23 protein-coding genes are annotated in these 20,224 nt (G+C 66.8%); 12 read left to right on the plus strand and 11 right to left on the minus strand.

Annotated features, from left to right (window positions below; translation table 11 throughout):
* The 4 genes from ipdC to echA20 form a co-directional block, all read right to left on the minus strand.
* The coding region (ipdC, locus tag JWP83_RS21710) for a (3aS,4S,5R,7aS)-5-hydroxy-7a-methyl-1-oxo-octahydro-1H-indene-4-carboxyl-CoA dehydrogenase (RefSeq protein ID WP_297734549.1) at positions 1-834 on the minus strand (834 nt) is incomplete at its 3' end.
* A complete protein-coding gene (gene ipdB / locus JWP83_RS21715) occupies positions 831-1,571 on the minus strand; it encodes a cholesterol ring-cleaving hydrolase subunit IpdB (RefSeq protein WP_297734551.1) in 741 nt (246 codons plus the stop codon). The genes ipdC and ipdB, both read right to left, overlap by 4 nt.
* Positions 1,568-2,452, minus strand: a complete 885-nt coding sequence (ipdA, locus tag JWP83_RS21720) for a cholesterol ring-cleaving hydrolase subunit IpdA (protein ID WP_297734554.1) — start codon at positions 2,450-2,452, stop codon at positions 1,568-1,570. Before ipdA ends, ipdB begins: the two co-directional genes overlap by 4 nt.
* Positions 2,449-3,201 carry a (7aS)-7a-methyl-1,5-dioxo-2,3,5,6,7,7a-hexahydro-1H-indene-carboxyl-CoA hydrolase gene (gene echA20 / locus JWP83_RS21725; RefSeq protein ID WP_297734557.1) on the minus strand — a complete coding sequence of 251 codons (753 nt, stop codon included), beginning with the start codon at positions 3,199-3,201 and terminating at the stop codon, positions 2,449-2,451. The genes ipdA and echA20 overlap by 4 nt, the downstream gene beginning before the upstream one ends.
* 66 nt (positions 3,202-3,267) lie before the next feature.
* Between echA20 and JWP83_RS21730 the strand changes: the two genes are divergently transcribed.
* Complete coding sequence (locus tag JWP83_RS21730; RefSeq protein ID WP_297734560.1) at positions 3,268-4,053, plus strand: SDR family oxidoreductase; 786 nt, start codon at positions 3,268-3,270, stop codon at positions 4,051-4,053.
* 14 nt (positions 4,054-4,067) lie between these two features.
* Entirely contained in the window at positions 4,068-4,982 is a 915-nt protein-coding gene (locus tag JWP83_RS21735; RefSeq protein ID WP_297734563.1) for an SDR family oxidoreductase, read from the plus strand.
* 25 nt (positions 4,983-5,007) lie between these two features.
* Here JWP83_RS21735 and JWP83_RS21740 read toward each other — a convergent pair whose 3' ends face one another.
* The 4 genes from JWP83_RS21740 to JWP83_RS21755 all read right to left on the minus strand — a co-directional run bounded on the left by JWP83_RS21740 (position 5,008) and on the right by JWP83_RS21755 (position 7,599).
* Positions 5,008-5,505: a nitroreductase family deazaflavin-dependent oxidoreductase gene (locus JWP83_RS21740; protein WP_297734566.1), complete on the minus strand. Its 498-nt coding sequence runs from the start codon at positions 5,503-5,505 to the stop codon at positions 5,008-5,010.
* Between the two features lie 3 nt (positions 5,506-5,508).
* Complete coding sequence (locus JWP83_RS21745; protein WP_297734568.1) at positions 5,509-5,964, minus strand: nitroreductase family deazaflavin-dependent oxidoreductase; 456 nt, start codon at positions 5,962-5,964, stop codon at positions 5,509-5,511.
* Between the two features lie 76 nt (positions 5,965-6,040).
* Positions 6,041-6,427 (minus strand): hypothetical protein, encoded by a 387-nt coding sequence (locus tag JWP83_RS21750; RefSeq protein ID WP_297734571.1) that lies wholly within the window; start codon positions 6,425-6,427, stop codon positions 6,041-6,043.
* Positions 6,428-6,435: 8 nt separating this feature from the next.
* Positions 6,436-7,599: a steroid 3-ketoacyl-CoA thiolase gene (locus JWP83_RS21755; protein WP_297734574.1), complete on the minus strand. Its 1,164-nt coding sequence runs from the start codon at positions 7,597-7,599 to the stop codon at positions 6,436-6,438.
* A gap of 194 nt (positions 7,600-7,793) precedes the next feature.
* Here JWP83_RS21755 and JWP83_RS21760 point away from each other — a divergent pair, with 194 nt between their 5' ends.
* The 6 genes from JWP83_RS21760 to JWP83_RS21785 are packed head-to-tail and all read left to right on the plus strand — an operon-like array spanning position 7,794 to position 13,755.
* Positions 7,794-9,047 carry a cytochrome P450 gene (locus JWP83_RS21760; RefSeq protein ID WP_297734577.1) on the plus strand — a complete coding sequence of 418 codons (1,254 nt, stop codon included), beginning with the start codon at positions 7,794-7,796 and terminating at the stop codon, positions 9,045-9,047.
* Positions 9,047-10,060, plus strand: coding sequence for an acyl-CoA dehydrogenase family protein (locus JWP83_RS21765; protein ID WP_297734580.1), 1,014 nt, complete (start codon positions 9,047-9,049; stop codon positions 10,058-10,060). Before JWP83_RS21760 ends, JWP83_RS21765 begins: the two co-directional genes overlap by 1 nt.
* Entirely contained in the window at positions 10,051-11,214 is a 1,164-nt protein-coding gene (gene fadE29, locus JWP83_RS21770; protein WP_297734583.1) for an acyl-CoA dehydrogenase FadE29, read from the plus strand. The genes JWP83_RS21765 and fadE29 overlap by 10 nt, the downstream gene beginning before the upstream one ends.
* Positions 11,211-12,158, plus strand: coding sequence for a bifunctional MaoC family dehydratase N-terminal/OB-fold nucleic acid binding domain-containing protein (locus JWP83_RS21775; RefSeq protein WP_297734586.1), 948 nt, complete (start codon positions 11,211-11,213; stop codon positions 12,156-12,158). Before fadE29 ends, JWP83_RS21775 begins: the two co-directional genes overlap by 4 nt.
* The gene (locus tag JWP83_RS21780; RefSeq protein WP_297734590.1) at positions 12,155-12,586 is read left to right on the plus strand and encodes a MaoC family dehydratase; all 432 of its coding nucleotides are present in this window, start codon (positions 12,155-12,157) and stop codon (positions 12,584-12,586) included. The genes JWP83_RS21775 and JWP83_RS21780 overlap by 4 nt, the downstream gene beginning before the upstream one ends.
* On the plus strand, positions 12,586-13,755 hold the full coding sequence (locus JWP83_RS21785; RefSeq protein ID WP_297734593.1) for a lipid-transfer protein: 1,170 nt from the start codon (positions 12,586-12,588) through the stop codon (positions 13,753-13,755). Before JWP83_RS21780 ends, JWP83_RS21785 begins: the two co-directional genes overlap by 1 nt.
* A gap of 7 nt (positions 13,756-13,762) precedes the next feature.
* Here JWP83_RS21785 and JWP83_RS21790 read toward each other — a convergent pair whose 3' ends face one another.
* The 3 genes from JWP83_RS21790 to kstD form a co-directional block, all read right to left on the minus strand.
* Positions 13,763-13,990, minus strand: a complete 228-nt coding sequence (locus tag JWP83_RS21790) for a hypothetical protein (protein ID WP_297734596.1) — start codon at positions 13,988-13,990, stop codon at positions 13,763-13,765.
* A gap of 69 nt (positions 13,991-14,059) precedes the next feature.
* Positions 14,060-14,920, minus strand: a complete 861-nt coding sequence (locus JWP83_RS21795) for a MaoC family dehydratase (protein WP_297734615.1) — start codon at positions 14,918-14,920, stop codon at positions 14,060-14,062.
* Between the two features lies 1 nt (position 14,921).
* Positions 14,922-16,604 carry a 3-oxosteroid 1-dehydrogenase gene (gene kstD / locus JWP83_RS21800; protein ID WP_297734599.1) on the minus strand — a complete coding sequence of 561 codons (1,683 nt, stop codon included), beginning with the start codon at positions 16,602-16,604 and terminating at the stop codon, positions 14,922-14,924.
* A gap of 72 nt (positions 16,605-16,676) precedes the next feature.
* Here kstD and JWP83_RS21805 point away from each other — a divergent pair, with 72 nt between their 5' ends.
* The 4 genes from JWP83_RS21805 to JWP83_RS21820 all read left to right on the plus strand — a co-directional run.
* Positions 16,677-17,462, plus strand: coding sequence for a 2-keto-4-pentenoate hydratase (locus tag JWP83_RS21805; protein WP_297734602.1), 786 nt, complete (start codon positions 16,677-16,679; stop codon positions 17,460-17,462).
* A 12-nt stretch (positions 17,463-17,474) separates the two neighbouring features.
* On the plus strand, positions 17,475-18,395 hold the full coding sequence (locus tag JWP83_RS21810; protein ID WP_297734606.1) for an acetaldehyde dehydrogenase (acetylating): 921 nt from the start codon (positions 17,475-17,477) through the stop codon (positions 18,393-18,395).
* Positions 18,392-19,450: a 4-hydroxy-2-oxovalerate aldolase gene (gene dmpG / locus JWP83_RS21815; protein WP_297734609.1), complete on the plus strand. Its 1,059-nt coding sequence runs from the start codon at positions 18,392-18,394 to the stop codon at positions 19,448-19,450. The genes JWP83_RS21810 and dmpG overlap by 4 nt, the downstream gene beginning before the upstream one ends.
* Before the next feature lie 169 nt (positions 19,451-19,619).
* A partial coding sequence (locus JWP83_RS21820) for a PPE family protein (protein WP_297734612.1) occupies positions 19,620-20,224 on the plus strand: 605 nt, incomplete at its 3' end.

Below are 20,224 nucleotides of genomic sequence, written 5' to 3' on the forward strand. Positions count from 1 at the left end.
GTCGCGGATCATCGAGGCCCAGGTCATCTGCGACATCTTCTTGAACTTAGCCGCGTTGCGCACCGCCGCCGTCAAACCCCTTACCGGCGAGCCGCTTTCCAGCTTCTCGACCAGCCCGGTGCGCAGCACCCGGTGCGGCATGCCGTCGACTCGCGTGGTGACGACCGTGCCGTCCAGGGCCGCCTCGAGATAACGCCGTTTGACCGCGTCGGGCACGGTCGAATCCGAGGTGAGCAGAAACCGGGTGCCCATCGCCACGCCGGCGGCGCCGTAGGACAGCGCCGCCGCGAGCCCGCGGCCGTCGAAGAATCCGCCCGCCGCGATCACCGGGATCCCGGTGCCCCGCACGGCGTCCAGCACGGACGGCAGCAGCAGCGTGGTCGCGACGGGTCCGGTGTGCCCGCCGCCCTCGCCGCCCTGCACGATCATCGCGTCGGCGCCCCAACCCGCGACCTTGCGCGCGTGTTTGGCCGCACCGATCGACGGGATGACCACCGCCCCAGCATCTTTCAGCCGCGCGATCAGCTCCTGCTTGGGCGCCAACGCGAAGGACGCCACCCTGACGCCCTCGCGGATCATCAACTCGACGCGGTCGCCCGCGTCGGCGGCGTCGGCGCGGATGTTCACTCCGAACGGCTTGTCGGTGGCGGCCTTGACCTTGCCGATGGCCGTCGCCAACTCGTCCAGGGTCATGGTCGCCGACGCCAGGATGCCCAGCCCGCCCGCGTTGGCCGTGGCGGAAACCAGCCTTGCACCGGCCACCCAGCCCATCCCGGTTTGCACCACCGGGTGCTCGACGCCGACCAGCTCGGTCAGCGGCGTGCGCAACCTCATGAACGTATCTCCCTGTCGCGCAGTCCCTTCGGGTCGATGACCTCGCGGATCAGGCGCAGCTCCTCGTCCGTCGGCAGCCTGGTCTCTTCGGCATCAAGGCCGTGCACGTCGAACGAGGTGGCTTCGCGCACGTCGTCGGGCGATACGCCTGGGTGCAGCGACACCGCCCGCATGGTGTTGCCCGGCCCGTTGAAGTCGAACACCCCGAGGTTGGACACCACCCGATACGTGTTGGCGAAGCGGAACGCCGGGTTGTCGGCGTCCACCTTGTCCCAGCCGATGCCGCAGACCACGTCGACCGCCTCGCAGAACACCCGCTTCGAGTGATTGCCGACCCAGTAGCTTGTCGCGTGGTTGATCGCGTTGCCGGGCGCGCCCCGCAGGCCGAACATCTGCCGGGTGGGGTGCTGCAACGGGCCGAACGCCGAGATGTTCTGATTGCCAAATCGATCCACCTGATTGGCGCCCATCACCACGTGCCGGCGTCCCCAGGCCAGCGTCTCGAACACCCGGCCAAATGGCATCCAGCCCTCGACGGCCCCCATCTTGCCCAGCGCCGGGGTGTCCGCCAGCAGCTGCGCCTCGCCGTCCGTCAGCAGGATGTCCGGCGAGAACGTCAGCCGGGCCAGCCGCGCGCCGATGGACGCCATGTTCGTCATCGGGCTGATCATGATCTCGCCCGCGTCCCTGAACAACTCGGCGCAGGCGACCGCGCAGACCTCGGCTCGGGTGCTCACTTTGCGGCCTCCTCTGCGAATGCGCGCACCGCCGCCTGGTAGTGGTCCTCGGCGCCCAACAGATAGGTCTGGACGAACTTCTGCCAACTCTCGTCGGTGGAGGCCGCCTCGGCGTAGTGCCGCTGGAACTTTTCGTCGCGACCGTAATCCGGTGCGGCGGTGGTGAAGTGGGCTCCGCCGGGCGCTTCCACAACCGCGTCGACCATCATCCGGTTCACCAGCAACGCCTGTGGCGGCACCGCCTTGACCAATTCCTCGGTCGAGACGACGCGCTCCACCGACAGGTGGCGTTTGTCGGCCGCCATCAGGAAGAGGTCGTCGAAGTAGGGGTCGATGCCGCTGTAGGCGGCATTGCCTTGGCTGTCACCGAGGTTGAGGTGCACAAAAGCCGCGTCGAGGCGCAAGGCCGGCATGGCGAGCAGCGTCTCGTGCCCGCCGCCGGGCGCCGGATAGGGGCTGGTGACCGTCCGCAGCTCGCCCTCCCAGAAGTCCGGGACCGAACTGCCCAGCCCGGCGCGGATCGGCAGGAACGGCAGGCGCTGCGCCGCGGCCTGCAACCCACAGCGCAGCATGCCCTCGTCCATCTCGCGGGCTTCGATGGCTCCGCTGGTGCGGGCCTTGGCGAACCACGGGTCGTAGAACGGCGCGGAGTCCAGCGACACGAAGCCGTAGTAGACGCGCTTGACCTTGCCCGCCGAGCACAGCAGACCGAGGTCGGGTCCGCCGTAGGTGACAACGGTCAGGTCCGTGACGTCGGTGCGCAGCATCGCCCGCACGAAGGCCATGGGTTTGCGTCGGGAGCCCCAGCCGCCGATGCCGATCGTCATGCCGCTGCGCAATTGGGCGACGGCCTCGTCGAGGGTGGTTCTCTTGTCGCTCATGGCCTCTTCACAAACGCGTCGCGGTGCTCGTCGGACACCCCGGCGAGGTTGAGCTCGAACGTAAATCCTTGTTCCATGCGGTAACTCGAGTTGACCCGTTGCACGTCGATGAGGTTAAGCGCCTCCTTGGCCGCACGGATGACGCGCGTGTCCTTGGCGGCGATGTCGCGGGCGACCCGTAAGGCGGCCTCGTCCAACTGATCCCGGGGCACGACCTCGTGTACCGAGCCGAAGTGATGCAGGGTGGCGGCGTCGACGGTGGCGGCGGTGAAGAACAGCCGCCGCATCAGGTGCTGTGGCACCAGCCGCGACAGGTGCGTCGCCGCGCCGAGCGCGCCGCGTTCGACCTCCGGCAGCCCGAAGGTTGCGTCGTCGGAGGCCACGATGACGTCGGAGTTGCCCACCAGGCCGATGCCGCCGCCGACGCAGAATCCGTTCACGGCCGCGATCACCGGCACGGCGCATTCGTAGACCGCGCGGAAGGCGGCGAAGCAGCCGCGGTTGGCGTCGATGAGGGCGGTATACCCCTGGGACGCTTGAGTGCGTTGCATCTCCTTGATGTCCACACCGGCGTTGAAGCCCCGGCCTTCGGCCCGCAGGATCACCGCGTGGGTATCGGGATTGGCGCCGGCGGCCGTGACCGCGTCGGCGAGTTCGAACCACCCGCGCGACGGGATGGCGTTGACGGGCGGGTAGTCGACGGTGACCGCGACGATGCCCGGTTCGATGGTGATGGATGTGATGGGCAATGTGCACTTCCTCGGGAAAAATCCGGCTGGCTACCTAAGCAAGCACTTGCTTGGTACGCTAGCACAGTGACTTCCGCCGAAGCAGCCGACGGTATCAACCTTGGGCTAGCTGGGCGGGTGGTTCTGGTCACCGGCGGCGTGCGCGGTGTGGGCGCCGGCATCAGCTCGGTTTTCGCCGGGCAGGGCGCGACCGTGATCACCTGCGCGCGCCGGCCCGTCGAGGGCTTGCCGTACGAGTTCCACTCGTGCGACGTGCGCGACGAGGAGGCCGTCAAATCGTTGATCGACTCCATCGTCGATCAACACGGCAGGCTCGACGTCGTCGTCAACAACGCCGGAGGTTCGCCGTACGTGCTGACCGCGGAGTCCAGCCCGAAGTTCAACCGCAAGATCATCGAGCTCAACCTCATTGGTGCGCTGGTGGTTTCGCAGTACTCCAACGACAAGATGCAGGACCAGCCGGGTGGCGGGTCGATCGTCAACATCTGCAGTCTGAGCGGCCGGCGCCCGTCCCCGGGCACCGGCGCGTACGGCGCGGCCAAGGCCGGCCTGGAGAGCCTCACGCAGACGCTGGCGGTGGAATGGGGACCCAAGGTGCGGGTGAACGCCTGCGTGGTCGGCATGGTCGAAACCGAGCAATCGGAATTGTTCTATGGCGACGCCGAGTCGATCGCCGCCATCTCCAAGAACGTGCCACTGGGCCGGCTGGCCAAGCCGGAGGACATCGGTTGGGCCGCGGCCTTTTTGGCGTCGGATGTCGCGTCCTACATCAGCGGTGCCTCGCTGGAGGTGCACGGCGGCGGCGAGCCGCCGCACTATCTGGCCACAACGAACGCGAGCGCGATCAAGTAAAGGAGACAACAGTTATGGGTGTGGTTGACGGTCGCGTCGTCATCGTTACCGGAGCGGGCGGCGGAATCGGTCGCGCGCATGCGCTCGCCTTCGCGGCGGAAGGCGCGCGCGTGGTGGTCAACGACATCGGGGTGGGATTGGACGGTTCGCCCGCGGGCGGCGGCAGCGCCGCGCAGGGCGTGGTCGACGAGATCATTGCGGCCGGTGGGGAAGCCGTCGCGAACGGATCCAACATCGCCGACTGGAACCAAGCGGCCGGTCTGGTCCAGACCGCCGTCGAAACCTTCGGTGGCTTAGACGTTTTGGTGAACAACGCCGGCATCGTCCGCGACAGGATGATGGCCAACACCAGCGAGGAGGAGTTCGACGCCGTCATCGCCGTGCACCTCAAGGGACACTTCGCCACGATGCGGCACGCCGCGTCGTATTGGCGGGGTCTGTCCAAGGAGGGAAAAGCCCCGAAAGACATTGACGCGCGGATCATCAACACCAGTTCCGGTGCCGGCCTGCAGGGCAGCATCGGGCAGGGTAACTACAGCGCCGCCAAGGCCGGCATCGCGGCAATGACGCTCGTCGGCGCCGCCGAAATGGGCCGGTACGGCGTGACCGTCAACGCCATCGCACCGTCGGCCCGCACCCGTATGACCGAGAGCGTCTTCGCCGAGATGATGGCAACGCAGGACCAGGATTTCGACGCCATGGCGCCGGAGAACGTCTCGCCGCTGGTCGTGTGGCTGGGCGGCGCCGAATCCCGGGAGGTCACCGGCAAGGTGTTCGAGGTCGAGGGCGGCAAGATCCGGATTGCGGAGGGCTGGGCGCACGGCCCACAGATCGACAAGGGCGCCCGGTGGGATCCGGCCGAGCTGGGGCCCGTCGTCGCCGACCTGCTCGCCAAGGCGCGGCCGCCGGTCCCGGTCTACGGGGCGTAGTCGGCCGCCTGCGCCGAACGTGCACTCACGGCGGCGTTTTCGGCGATTCTTCGCCATGATTGCACGTTCGGCGAGGCGGTTCGCACACCACCAGGGGGATCACCCGGTCCGCGGCCTCGCGGTACTTCCGGTAGGGCGGGTACATCCGGATCAGCCGCGGCCAGTAGCGGTTGCGTTCGTCCTCAGTGGCATCGCGGGCGACCAGCTTCAGGCGCCAGGCACCGATCTGCACCTGCACCTCCGGGTTCTCCTTGAGGTTGCGGTACCACAACGGGTTTTCTTCGCGCCCCCCGAAGGACGCCGGCACGATCACCCGATCACCGTCGCGCAGGTACAGGGTGGCGGCTGTTCGCGGCTCGTCCGACTTGCGTCCCGTGGTGGTAACCAGCGCCGCCGGTAACCACAGCAGCTTCGCGCCGATCCTGCCGTCGGTTCGGCGATACACCCAAATGTGGGCGCGCGCGAAGTACTTGAGCAGCAGCGCTATTGGTCGGGAATTGCGGATACGGTGTCGGCTCGACAACGTTTAGGGGTCGCAGACGACGATCGGGATGGTCCGGTCGGTCCAGGACTGGTAGTCGTCGTAGGACGGGTACATGTCCACCAACTGCGGCCAATACCGTTCGCGTTCCTCATCGGTGGCGTCCCGCGCGGTCAGGTCGAGCACCTCTTTCTTGATCTGCACCTGCACCTTGGGATTGGCCTTGAGGTTCAGGTACCACATGGGGTTCTTCGCGGAACCGCCCTTGGAGGCCGCGACGATCACCCGGTCGCCGTCGCGCAAGAAGTACAGCGGGCTGACGCGGGGTTCGCCGGTCTTGCGGCCGGTGGTCGTCAGCAGGGCGACGGGAATGTTCTGGAACGTGCCGCCGATGCCCTTGCCTCCGTTGCGGCGATACATGAACGTGTTGAGGCGCGACATCCACTTGATCAGGAAGTCGACGTAGGGCGCGTCGTGAAACCGTGGGGGTGATTTCGGCATGACTCTGATCATAGGGCTGGTTGGATGCCCGGCTTCTGCTCACCCCGCTTCGCGGGCTGCATCGTCGCCGGGCGGACTAGCGCTGAATGAATGGTCGAAAGCGAACTCGGATGTGATGGATTGCCGCCTTTCCGCCTGGACTTTCGGCCGGAATCACAAACGTCTCGTCGACCCGCGCGCACAGGCGCCGGCCGCCGAAGGCCGCCTTGGTCAGCACGTCGTATGTCGCGCGCACCTCGTCGCCGGCGATGCGGTAGTCCGGCGGCGTCGTGTCCGCGATGACCCAGTACTGCGCGCCGCGATTGAGGCTGCGCCGCAGGTGTTTTCCGGAAAAGCCGTTCTTGATCCCTTGCTCGATGCGAGTGCACCCGTCCGCGAACGGAACGGCATCGCCGTCACGGCTGACAAGCGCGTCGATGTACGCCTGCGCCGCGGCGATGCGAATGTCTTCGGGGACAAGCACCTCCAGCGCTAGATGCGCTCGATGATGGTGCCGGTGGACAGCGCGCCGCCCGCGCACATGGTGATCAATGCCGTGGTCTGATCGGTGCGCTCGAGCTCGTGCAACGCGGTGGTGATCAGCCGACTGCCGGTGCTGCCCACCGGGTGGCCCAACGCGATCGCGCCGCCGTTCACGTTCACCCTGGCCATGTCGGGTTCGTGGACCCGCGCCCAGGAGAGCACCACCGAGGCGAACGCCTCGTTGATCTCGGTGAGGTCGATGTCGCCCATCTTCATTCCGGCCTTCTCCAGCACCTTTGCCGTCGACTGCACCGGGCCGTCCAGGTGGTAGTAGGGCTCGGCGCCGACGAGCGCCTGGCTGACGATCCGGGCCCGCGGCCGCAGCCCGAGCGCCCTGGCCTTGTCCTCGTCCATCCACAACACCGCGGCGGCGCCGTCGGAAATCTGCGACGACGTGCCCGCCGTGTGGATCCCGCCCTCGAGGACCGGTTTGAGCTGGCTCAGGCCCTCCATCGTGGTGTCGCGCAGGCCTTGGTCGCGGGAGACCATGTGGCGGTCGCTGGTGGGCTGCTTTTGCTCGTCGAGCACCGGCGCCTCGATCGGGGAGATTTCCCGGTCGAAACGGCCCTCGTCCCACGCCCGTTTGGCGTGCAGCTGCGACTGGAATCCGAACGCGTCGATGTCCTCGCGGGTGATGCCGCGGCGCTTGGCGATCCGCTCGGCCGCGGTGAACTGGTCGGGCAGGTCGATGTCCCAGGACGCGGGCCGCAGGATGGTGCGGTCGGGACCGGCATTGGCGCCGAGTCCGACGCGGCTCATGGCCTCGATTCCGCACGCGATGCCGATGTCGATGGCGCCCGCCGCGATCAAGCCGGCCACGAGGCCGTTGGCCTGCTGGCCGCTGCCACACTGGCAGTCCACGGTCATGGCGCCGACGTGCTCCGGCAGCCCGGCGACGAGCCAGCTCACCCGGGTGATGTTGTTGGACTGCTCGCCGTACTGAGTGACGCAGCCGCCGATGACCTGTTCGACATCGCCGGCGTCGATGCCGGCCTTTTCGACCAGTGCCTTTTGTACCGCGCCCAGCAGCTCGGTGGCGTGCAGTCCTGAGAGCCATCCGTTGCGTTTGCCGATCGGGCTGCGGGTGGCTTCAACGATTACCGGGTTACCCATTGGGTCAGGCTAGAACACGTTTCATTACTATGACAAGCGACGATGCGTCGGCGCCTTTTTTCTACGGTGGAGGCATGTTTTACTGGCAGCAGAGCTCCACTAGGAGAGCTAGTGTCCTGGGATCGCCAGTCACTGGGCAAGTCATAGAGCCAGTCGCAAGACCAGCATAGGGACCAGCAGTAAGGAGAAGTAGCGTGCCCAGCCCCAATCTTCCGCCCGGGTTCGATTTCACCGACCCCGACATCTACACCGAGCGGATTCCGGTCGAAGAGTTTGCCGAGGTGCGGGCGACCGCACCGATCTGGTGGAACGAGCAGGCCCCGGGCCAAGGCGGCGGGTTCCACGACGGCGGCTTCTGGGCGATCACCAAGCTCAACGACGTCAAGGAAATCTCTCGGCGCAGCGACATCTTCTCCAGTTACGAGAACGGTGTGATCCCGCGGTTCAACGACGGCATCGCGCGCGAGGACATCGAGGTGCAGCGCTTCGTCATGCTCAACATGGACGCGCCGCACCACACCAGGCTGCGCAAGATCATCTCCCGCGGCTTCACGCCGCGGGCCGTCGGACGCCTCGAGGACGAGCTGAGGGAACGGGCCCAAAAGATCGCCCGGGACGCGGCGGCCGCGGGTTCCGGCGACTTCGTCCAGCAGGTGTCGTGCGAGCTGCCGCTGCAGGCGATCGCCGGCTTGCTGGGCGTGCCCCAGGAGGACCGCGGCAAGCTCTTCGAATGGTCGAACGAGATGACCGGCGCCGACGACCCGGAGTACGCCCACATCGACCCCAAGATGTCGTCGGCCGAGTTGATCGGCTACGCGATGAAGATGGCCGAGGAGAAGGCCAAAAATCCCGGCGATGACATCGTGACGCAGCTGATCGAGGCCGACATCGAGGGCGAGAAGCTCTCCGATGACGAGTTCGGTTTCTTCGTGGTGATGCTCGCGGTGGCCGGCAACGAGACCACCCGTAACTCCATCACCCAGGGGATGATGGCGTTCGCCGACTTCCCCGATCAGTGGGAGCTGTACAAGAAGGAGCGTCCCGAGACAACAGCCGACGAGATCGTCCGCTGGGCCACCCCCGTGACCACTTTCCAGCGCACCGCGCTCGAGGACTACGAGCTGTCCGGGGTGAAGATCGAAAAGGGCCAGCGGGTGCTCATGTTCTACCGTTCGGCCAACTTCGACGAAGAGGTCTTCGACGATCCCTTCAGCTTCAACATCATGCGAAATCCCAACCCGCACGTCGGTTTTGGCGGCACCGGAGCACACTACTGCATCGGCGCCAACCTGGCCAAGATGACGATCAACCTGATCTTCAACGCGGTCGCCGACAACATGCCCGACCTGAAGCCGCTGTCGAAGCCGGAGCGGCTGCGGTCCGGATGGCTCAACGGCATCAAGCACTGGCAGGTCGACTACACCGGTAAATGCCCGGTGGACCACTGATGGACTTCGACCTCACCGCCACCCAACAAGCCGTCGCCGATGTGGCGACGTCGGTGCTGGACCGGGATCTCTCGTGGGAGGCGCTGGTCAGCGGAGGTGTGCCGGCGCTGCCGGTGCCCGAACGCCTCGGCGGCGACGGCGTGGGTCTGCCCGAGGTCGCCTCCGTGCTCACCGAGGTGGGTCGCCACGGTGCCATCACACCGGCGCTCGCCACGCTGGGCCTTGGCGTGGTGCCGCTGCTCGACCTGGCCTCCGAGGAACAGCAGGACCGTTTCCTGGCCGGGGTCGCCAAGGGCGCGTTGTTGACCGCGGCGCTCAACGAGCCGGGTGCGGCGCTGCCCGACCGGCCGGGGGTCACGTTCGCGAACGGCCGGTTGTCGGGCACCAAAATCGGTGTGGCCTATGCCGAGCAAGCGGATTGGATGATCGTGACCACCGACACCGCGGTCGTGGTGGTGTCGCCCAAGTCCGACGGTGTGCGGCTGGCGCGCACGCCGACATCGAACGGTTCGGACGAGTACACGGTCACGTTTGACGGTGTGACGGTTGGTGATTCGGATGTGTCGGCGGGCGGCACCGCGCACCGGGTCAACCAGCTGGCGCTGGCGGCGACGGGCGCGTACGCCGACGGGTTGGTCGCTGGGGCGCTGCGGCTGACGGCCGACTACGTGGCTAACCGGAAGCAGTTCGGCAAGCCGTTGTCCACGTTCCAGACCGTCGCCGCGCAGCTCGCGGAGGTCTACATCGCCTCGCGCACCATCGATTTGGCCGCGAAGTCGGTGGTCTGGCGGCTGTCCGAAGGACGGAACGCCGACAGCGACCTCGACGTGCTCGGCTACTGGATAACGTCGCAGGCACCGCCTGTGATGCAGATCTGCCATCACCTGCACGGCGGCATGGGCATGGACATCACGTATCCGATGCACCGGTACTACTCCACGATCAAAGACCTGTCCCGGCTGCTCGGCGGGTCGTCGCTGCGCCTTGACCTGGTGGGAGCGCAATGTTCATAGACTTGACTCCGGAGCAGCGTCAGCTGCAAGCGGAACTACGGGAATATTTTTCGACCCTGATCTCATCCGACGAGATGCAGGCGATGGAGCAGGACCGTCACAACGAGGCCTATCGTGCGGTGATCCGGCGAATGGGCCGGGACCGCAAGCTCGGGGTCGGGTGGCCAAAGGAGTTCGGCGGCTTGGGCTTCGGCCCGATCGAGCAGTCGATTTTCGTCAACGAGGCGCATCGGGCCGACGTGCCACTGCCCGCGGTGACGCTGCAGACGGTGGGGCCCACCCTGCAGGTCTTTGGCAACGAGATGCAGAAGAAGAAGTTCCTGCCCGCAATCTTGGCCGGCGAGGTGCACTTCGCGATCGGCTACACCGAGCCCGAGGCGGGAACCGACCTGGCATCGTTGCGGACCACCGCCGTGCGCCACGGTGACGAATACATCGTCAACGGTCAGAAGATCTTCACCACCGGTGCGCACGACGCCGACTACATCTGGCTGGCCTGCCGCACGGACCCGGAAGCCGTGAAGCACAAGGGGATTTCAATCCTCATAGTCGACACGAAGGATCCCGGCTACTCCTGGACGCCGATCATCCTGTCCGACGGCGCCCACCACACCAACGCCACGTACTACAACGACGTGCGCGTGCCCGCCGACATGCTGGTCGGCGAGGAGAACGGCGGATGGCGGCTGATCACCACGCAGCTCAACAACGAGCGGGTGATGCTCGGCCCGGCGGGCCGCGTCGCCGGCATCTACGACCGGGTGCACGCCTGGGCATCCAAACCGGGCGGCGACGGTGTCACGCCGATCGATCACCAGGACGTCAAGCGGGCGCTCGGCGAGATCTATGCGATGTGGCGGATCAACGAGTTGCTGAACTGGCAGGTGGCCGCCGCGGGCGAGGAGATCAACGTGGCCGACGCCGCGTCGACGAAAGTCTTTGGTACCGAACGCATTCAGTACATCGGCCGGCTCGCCGAGGAGATCGTCGGCAAGTACGGTAACCCGGCGGAGACCGATACCGCCGAGCTGCTGCGCTGGCTGGACTCGCAAACCAAGCGGAACCTGGTGATCACCTTCGGTGGAGGCGTGAACGAAGTCATGCGTGAAATGATCGCGGCAGCCGGCCTCAAAGTGCCGAGGGTGCCCAGATGACCGACATTGCCGAAGCCATCGCGGAGATCAAGGCGGCCGGTGATCCCAAGCCACGCGCCGGCAGGGATCCGGTGAACCAGCCGATGATCAACAACTGGGTCGAGGCCATCGGCGACCGCAACCCGATCTATGTCGATGAGGCTTCGGCTCGGGCCGTCGGCCACCCCGGGATTGTCGCGCCACCGGCCATGATTCAGGTGTGGACGATGTTCGGCCTGGCCGGGGAGCGTCCGAAGGACGATCCGATGGGCCCCATCATGAAGCTGTTCGACGACGCCGGCTACGTCGGCGTGGTCGCCACCAACTGCGAGCAGACCTACCACCGCTACCTGCAGCCCGGCGAGCACGTCAGCATCGCCTCCGAGATGGGTGACGTGGTGGGGCCCAAGCAGACCGCGCTCGGCGAAGGGTTCTTCGTCAACCAGCACATCATCTGGCGGGTCGGCGACGAGGATGTTGCCGAAATGAATTGGCGCATCCTGAAATTCAAACCGCGCGCGTCGGCCGGGCCGGCCGTTCCGGACGACCTCGACCCCGACGCCATGATGCGACCCTCCTCATCGCGGGACACCGCGTTCTTCTGGGAGGGCGTCAAGGGGCACGAACTGCGGATTCAGCGGCGAGCCGACGGCAGCCTGCAGCACCCGCCGGTGCCGGCGGTGTGGCAGGACAAGTCCAAACCCATCGACTACGTGGTGGCCAGCGGTAAGGGCACGGTGTTCAGCTTTGTGGTGCACCATGCGCCGAAGGTGCCCGGCCGCACACTGCCTTTCGTCATCGCTTTGGTGGAGCTCGAGGAGGGTGTGCGCATGCTGGGCGAGCTGCGCGGGACCAACCCGGCTCAGGTGAAGATCGGAATGCCTGTGCGCGCAACGTATATCGACTTCCCGGACGGTGACAGCGGACCGGAGTGGACCCTTTACGCCTGGGAGCCTGACGCATGAGCGCGCTTGAGTCGGATGTCGCCGCCAAGGCGGCTCCGCAAATCCAAAAGGGTACCAAGCTGCCCGAGCTGAAGCTGCACGGAGACCCGACCTTCATCATCTCGACCGCCCTGGCCACCCGCGACTTCCAGGACGTGCACCACGACCGCGATTTGGCGCAGGCCAAGGGGTCGAAGGACATCTTCGTCAACATCCTCACCGACACCGGGCTGGTGCAGCGCTACGTCACCGACTGGGCCGGACCGTCGGCGCTTGTCAAGTCGATCGGGCTGCGGCTCGGGGTGCCGTGGTATGCCTACGACACGGTGACGTTCTCCGGTGAGGTGACCGCGGTGCAGGACGGGCTGATCACGGTAAAGGTCGTGGGCAGCAACAGCCTCGGCGATCACGTCATTGCGACGGCCACGCTGACGATGGGGGATGCCTGATGTTGTCGGGTAGGGCGGCGATTGTCGGCATCGGGGCCACCGACTTCTCGAAGGGCTCCGGTCGAAGCGAGCTGCGCTTGGCGGCCGAGGCGGTGTTGGATGCTCTTGACGATGCCGGCCTGAGTCCGGCCGACGTCGACGGGCTGACCACCTTCACGATGGACAGCAACACCGAGGTGGCCGTCGCCCGCGCGGCCGGCATCGGCGAACTGAAGTTCTTCTCCAAGATCCACTACGGTGGCGGTGCCGCGTGCGCGACCGTCCAGCAGGCGGCGATGGCCGTCGCGACCGGGGTGGCCGACGTCGTCGTCGCGTACCGGGCCTTCAACGAACGCTCCGGCATGCGCTTCGGTCAGGTCCAGACCCGGTTGGTGGGAGACGGTGGGGCTCAGGCCGATTCGACCACGGCGGACAATGCCTTCTCCTATCCGCACGGGCTTTCCACGCCGGCGGCGCAGGTCGCCATGATCGCCCAGCGCTACATGCACCTGTCCGGCGCGACCAGCCGGGACTTCGGCGCGATCTCGGTGGCCGACCGCAAGCACGCCGCGAACAACCCGAAGGCATACTTCTACGAGAAGCCGATAACCATCGAGGACCACCAGAATTCGCGGTGGATCGCCGAGCCGTTGCGACTGCTGGACTGCTGCCAGGAAACCGATGGCGCCGTTGCGATCGTGGTGACCTCCGCGGAGCGTGCGCGGGACCTCAAGCAGCGACCCGCGATCATCGAGGCGGCGTCGCAGGGCTCCAGCCCCGACCAGTACACGATGGTCAGCTACTACCGGCCCGAACTGGGCCTGCCCGAGATGGGCGTCGTGGGCCGGCAGCTCTGGGAGCAGTCCGGGCTCTCGCCGGCCGACATCCAGACCGCCATTCTGTACGACCACTTCACGCCGTTCACCCTGATTCAGTTGGAGGAATTAGGATTCTGCGGTCGCGGCGAAGCGAAGGATTTCATCGCCGGCGGCGCCATCGAGGTGGGCGGCAGGCTGCCCATCAACACCCATGGAGGTCAGCTCGGCGAGGCATACATCCACGGGATGAACGGCATCGCGGAGGGTGTGCGGCAATTGCGCGGCACCTCGGTGAACCCGGTGCCCGACGTCGGTCACGTCCTCGTCACCGCGGGGACGGGTGTCCCGACGTCGGGTCTGATCCTGGGCTAGCGCGTCATTACGCTTTGGCGTACCGGCGGACCATGTCGTGGTCCCCGAACGTGTTCGCGTGCTGCAGGCCCTGGGCGTCACGGCAGAAAAACGTCCACTGCTGTTTACTCTGCGGACCGCTGATCATTCTGACCGTGTGGCGCTGTTCGGTGGGCAGCAGCGTCCCGATGGTGTCGCCGACCCGGATCCCGGAGGGATGTATCTCGGGTGCGTCGCACCAGTTCTTTATGGCCATAGCACCCATCCTCGTGTTGTTACGGCCACCACCCTACCCCGGATCCGGACTAACTTCAGACGATCGCCGTTAGGCGGGGATGAGTTCGACGCCGCTCAGCACCGCGGCGTTGTCGCGCGACGGCGCGACGACGCTGGCCAGGAATCGGCCGTTGTCCTTCCAGATGCCGACCTTGAGCGTTTCACCGGGGAAGGCCACGCCGGCGAAACGCGCACCGTAGGCGGCCACCGCCGCGGCATCGCTGTCCAGCAGCGCGTCGGTGATCGCCTTGCAGGTCATGCCGTAGGTGCACAGGCCGTGCAGGATCGGCTTGGGAAAGCCTGCGGCGGCGGCGAATTCGGGATCCGAGTGCAGCGGGTTGCGGTCACCGCAGAGCCGGTACAGCAGCGCCTGCTGCGGCAGGATCGGCACGTCGACCTCCAGGTCGGGAGCCCGGTCCGGCGCGGCATCCGACGAAGACGGTCCGCGCTCACCGCCGAATCCGCCCTCGCCGCGGGCGAAGATCGACCGCCGCTGCGTCCACAGCAGCGTCCCGTCCGGGGCGCTGACCGTCGTCTCGCTCCAGATCACCGCGGCCTTGCCCTTGTCCCAGATGTCGGTGAAGCGGGTGACGGCCTTGGCGGAGCCCGACGGCGGCAGCGGCGCGGGCACCTCGACCCGCTCGCTGGCGTGCAACACCTTGCTCAGCTCGATGTCGATGCCGGGAAACCGCACCGTCGGCGGCTTGGTGGCGTGGAAGGTGGCGGCGACGTTGCCGAACGTCGGCAGCACCTGCGGGGTGTCGTCCACCAGATAGCGCAGCTCGCGGCGATCCATCGGATCCGCACCAGCACCGAGCCCAAGGTGATAGAGCTGGATATCGCTGCTCACCCAGGAGAATTCGATGGGGTCCAGCTCGGCGTTCAGCGCGACTTCGACGTCGATCGCCATGTCAGTTTGCATCCGCTAAGTGCAGCGCGGCGAGGTACCCGAAGGTCATCGCGGGACCGATGGTGCCGCCCGGGCCGGGGTACGTGTGGCCCATCACCGGGGCGCTGACATTGCCCGCGGCGTAAAGGCCCTCGATGATGCTGCCGTCGTCGCGCAGCGCCCTGCCGTGCACGTCGGTGCGGATGCCGCCCTTGGTGCCCAGGTCGCCGGGCACCATCTTGGCGGCATAGTAGGGCGGATGGCTCATCTCGCCGAGGTTCGCGTTCGGCTTGTTGGTGGGGTCGCCGTAATAGCGGTCGTAGGCGCTTTCGCCGCGGTGGTAGTCCTCGTCGACGCCCGACCGCGCGAAGCCGTTGAAACGCGCGACGGTCGAGGTGAAGTCGGACACCGGGAGACCGGCCTTCTCGGCCAGCTGCTCCAGGGTGTCGGCCTGGATGATCACGCCGGAATCCAGCCACTTGCGTGGAATGCGTTGTCCCGGTTGCAGTCCTGCGAAGATGTAGCGGTCGCGGTACTGCTGGTCGAACACCAGCCACGCCGGGATGTTCTCGCCCGGCCCGGGACCCTGGCCGAATTCCCCGCCGTACATGTGGTGGCAGGCCTCGACGTAGGGCATCGACTCGTTCATGAAGCGCTTGCCCGACATGTTGACGATGATCGACCCCGGCGAGTTCCGCTCGGACAAGGCGAACCACGGCGCGCCCACCAGCGGCACGGTCGGGCCCCACCAGGCGTCCTCCATCAGATCCAGCGCCGCGCCCAGCTTTTCGCCGGCGACAATGCCGTCGCCGGTATTGGCCTTGGCGCCGACCGTCCACTCGGTGGTGATGGGCGCGCGCTGGTACTTCACCCGCATCTGCTCGTTGTGCTCGAACCCGCCGCAGGCGAGGATCACGCCGCGTCGCGCCCGGATCAGGCGCGGCTCAGCCGACTCCGATGCACTCGTGTCGCGAACGTAGACGCCGCGCACCACGCCGTCGTCGACGTAGAGGTCGGTGAGCGCGGTGTTGAGCACCACCGGAACGCCGGCGTGCTGCAATCCGATCCGCAACGGCCCGATCAGCGCCCGTCCCATGCCGACCAGGTTCTTCCCGGTCGCCTTGGCCCACAGCGTGCGCGCGCCGACCTTCAGGCTGCGCGCCACACCCCGCGGATGCCGCTTGAGCTGGTTGAGACGCACGTAATCCTGCTGCATCACAACGACATTGAGCGGAACCTTACCATAAGCAGGCTCCAGCCCCGCCTCGTCGGCACCGAGCTTGCGGGCGTTAAACGGCTTGGGCTCGATCGATCGCCCGCCCGCGCGGCCGCCCGGCGCCTCGGGGTAATAATCGGAATAGCGCGGCACCCAGCACATCTTCAAAGGCGTGTGCTTCAGCACGAACGAGAGCATCTCGGGGCCGCGGTTGAGGTAGGTGTCGATGCGCTCCGGCTCCACGATGTCGCCGATGATGCCGTGCAGGTAGCTTCGGGCCGCCTCGGGCGTGTCGCGCACGCCGTCGCGCTTGAGTACCTCGTTGTTCGGAATCCATACCCCGCCCCCGGACCGCGCGGTGGAGCCGCCGAAATGCGGGGCCTTCTCGATGACTACTGTCGAAAGGCCACGGTGCGCGGCGGCAAGGGCGGCCACCATGCCGGCTGCGCCGCTCCCCACCACGACGACGTCGTACTCCTGCGCTGTCATGTAGAACACGTTATAGAATTGCCCGGGTGGGGCGCTACCGGCCCGGTCACAAGAACGAGGGGACTTCGGTAAATGCTCAGTGTTGCGATCCACGACGAGCTGGCCGCCGACCTGGCGCAAGCCGAGCGCAGCCGTGAGCCCATCGCTCCGTTGACCGCCGCGTACCCGGATATCGACGTCGTCGACGCCTATGAGATTCAGCTGATCAACATCCGTCAGCGGGTGGCCGAAGGCGCCCGGGTGCTGGGCCACAAGGTGGGCCTGTCGTCGCTGGCGATGCAGCAGATGATGGGGGTCGACGAGCCGGACTACGGCCATCTGCTCGACGAGATGCAGGTGTTCGAGGACACCCCGGTCAAGGCGGGCCGCTACTTGTATCCGCGGGTCGAGGTTGAGGTGGGCTTCATCCTGTCCGACGACCTGCCGGGAGCTGGCTGCACCGAGGACGACGTGCTCGCGACCACCGAATTCCTGGTCCCGTCGATCGAGCTGATCGACACCAGGATCACCGATTGGAAGATCGCGTTGTGCGACACCATCGCCGACAACGCCTCGTCGGCGGGCTTCGTGCTGGGAAAGGCGCGGGTGTCGCCCCGCGATCTTGACGTGAAGGCGATCGACGCGGTGCTGACCCGCAACGGCGAGGTGGTCGCCGAGGGCCGCAGCGATGCGGTGCTGGGGAATCCAGTGACCGCGGTGGCGTGGTTGGCCCGCAAGGTGGAAAGCTTCGGAGTGCGGCTGCGCAAAGGTGACATCGTGCTTCCCGGATCGTGCACGAGAGCGATCGACGCCCGCGCCGGTGATGAGTTTGTCGCCGACTTCGCGGGGTTGGGTTCCGTGCGGTTGTCCTTCGAATAAAGGAGTGCTGGCATGCCGGCTAAGGCGAGTGTGGCCATTGTCGGGTCGGGAAATATCAGTACCGATCTGCTCTACAAACTGCTGCGATCGGACTGGCTGGAACCGCGCTGGATGGTGGGGATCGACCCGGACAGCGAGGGCCTGGCGCGGGCCCGCAAGCTGGGCCTGGAGACCACCCACGAAGGGGTCGACTGGCTGCTGGCCCAGGCGGAGAAACCCGACCTGGTGTTCGAGGCGACCAGCGCCTACGTGCACCGGGATGCGGCGCCGAAATATGCGGCCGCGGGAATCCGGGCCATTGATCTCACGCCGGCCGCCGTGGGCCCCGCGGTGATCCCGCCGGCGAACCTGCGCGAGCATCTGGGCGCGCCCAACGTCAACATGATCACCTGCGGCGGGCAGGCGACGATCCCCATCGTGTACGCGGTGTCTCGGGTGGTGCAGCTTCCCTACGCCGAGATCGTCGCATCGGTCGCTTCGGTCTCGGCGGGGCCGGGCACCCGGGCCAACATCGACGAATTCACCAAGACCACCAGCAAGGGCGTCGAGACCATCGGCGGGGCCGCGCGTGGCAAGGCGATCATCATCTTGAACCCGGCCGACCCGCCAATGATCATGCGCGACACCATCTTCTGCGCCATCCCCGAGGACGCCGATCGTGACGCCATCGCCAAGTCCATCCATGACGTGGTGGCCGAGGTGCAGACCTATGTGCCGGGATACCGGCTGCTGAACGAGCCGCAGTTCGACGACCCGTCGATCAACTCCGGCGGCCAGGCCCTGGTCACCACGTTCGTCGAGGTCGAGGGCGCCGGCGATTACCTGCCGCCGTACGCGGGCAACCTGGACATCATGACCGCGGCGGCCACCAAGGTCGGCGAGGAGATCGCCAAGGAATCCCTGTCCGCGACGGCGGGAGGAGCGCAAGCATGAGCACCGACGTCTTCTTCAATCCCATCTGGGATGTCCGGATGACCGACACGTCGCTGCGCGACGGGTCACACCACAAGCGGCACCAGTTCACCAAGGACGAGGTCGGCGCCATCGTGGCCGCCCTGGACGCCGCGGGGGTGCCGGTCATCGAGGTGACCCACGGCGACGGACTGGGCGGGTCGAGCTTCAACTACGGGTTCTCCAAGACCCCCGAGCAGGAGCTGATCAAGCTGGCGGCCGAGACCGCCAAAGAGGCCAGGATCGCCTTCCTGATGCTGCCCGGGGTGGGCACCAAAGAGGACATCAAGGAAGCGCAGGACAACGGCGGCTCGATCTGCCGGATCGCCACCCACTGCACCGAGGCCGACGTCTCGATCCAGCACTTCGGGCTGGCCCGCGAGCTGGGCCTGGAAACCGTGGGCTTCCTGATGATGTCGCACACCATTCCGCCGGAGAAGCTCGCGCAGCAGGCGCGCATCATGGCCGACGCAGGTTGCCAGTGCGTCTACGTGGTCGATTCGGCCGGGGCGCTGGTCCTCGAAGGGGTGCGCGACCGGGTGGCGGCGCTGGTCGCGGAATTGGGGTCGGCCGCTCAAGTTGGTTTTCATGGGCATGAAAACCTCGGGCTGGGGGTCGCCAACTCGGTGGAGGCCGTCCGTGCGGGTGCCAAGCAGATCGACGGCTCCTGCCGCCGCTTCGGCGCCGGCGCGGGTAACGCGCCCGTCGAGGCGCTCATCGGGGTGTTCGACAAGATCGGCGTCAAGACGGGGATCGACTTCTTTGACATCGCCGACGCCGCCGAGGACGTCGTGCGCCCCGCCATGCCGGCCGAATGCGTGCTCGACCGCAACGCGCTGATCATGGGGTATTCCGGCGTCTACTCCAGCTTCCTCAAGCACGCCGTGCGTCAGTCCGAGCGCTACGGGGTGCCCGCGGCGGCGCTGCTGCACCGGGCCGGTCAGCGCAAACTCATCGGTGGCCAGGAAGACCAACTGATCGATATCGCTTTGGAGATCAAGCGGGAGCAGGACAGCGGCGCGGTCGTCAAGCATTAAGGACGCCGCTAATTGCCGACGGCGTTGCTGCCGGACCCGACCGATTCACCCGTCCCCAGGTGCGAGCCGCCGCTTAGTCTTAGAATCTTTTGAAAATGGCGGAAGGCGCTGATCCTTCGCCGGCCTTGGCTTAGCGTTTGTATCGACTGCATGCGCACGAGGGGATTCGATGAGTTTTTTTACGTTGCCGCCGGAGATCAACTCGCTGCTTATGTATGCGGGGGCCGGTTCGGCTCCGATGCTGGAGGCGGCCGCGGCCTGGAATGGCCTGGCCGCCGAGTTGGGGTCTGCCGCAGAGTCGTTCGCGTCGGTGACTTCGAACTTGGCGGGCCAGGCCTGGCAGGGCGCGGCTGCGCAGGCCATGGCGGCTGCGGCGGCTCCGTACGCCGGGTGGTTGAGCGCGGCCGCGTCGCAGGCAGCCGGTGCGGCGGCCCAAGCGCAGGCGGTCGTCAGCGCGTTTGAGTCCGCGCTGGCGGCGACGGTGCACCCGGTGCAGGTGCAGGCGAATCGTAACGGCTTGGTGAACTTGGTGATGAGCAACCTGTTCGGGCAGAACTGGCCTGCGATCGCGGAGACCGAGTTCAACTACTTGGAGATGTGGGCCCAGGACGTGTCGGCGATGGTGGGCTATCACGGCGGGGCGTCGGCGGCGGCCGGCCAGCTGCTGTCGGGGCAGGCGAGTTTGCCGTCGATTCCGAGCCTGCCCGGGCTTGGGGGCATCGGTGGCGGCTCGACCCCGACGGGCGGCGGCACCGCCGCAGCCGGCGGGGGCGG

This window comes from Mycobacterium sp., assembly GCF_025965855.1.
Taxonomy (GTDB): domain Bacteria; phylum Actinomycetota; class Actinomycetes; order Mycobacteriales; family Mycobacteriaceae; genus Mycobacterium.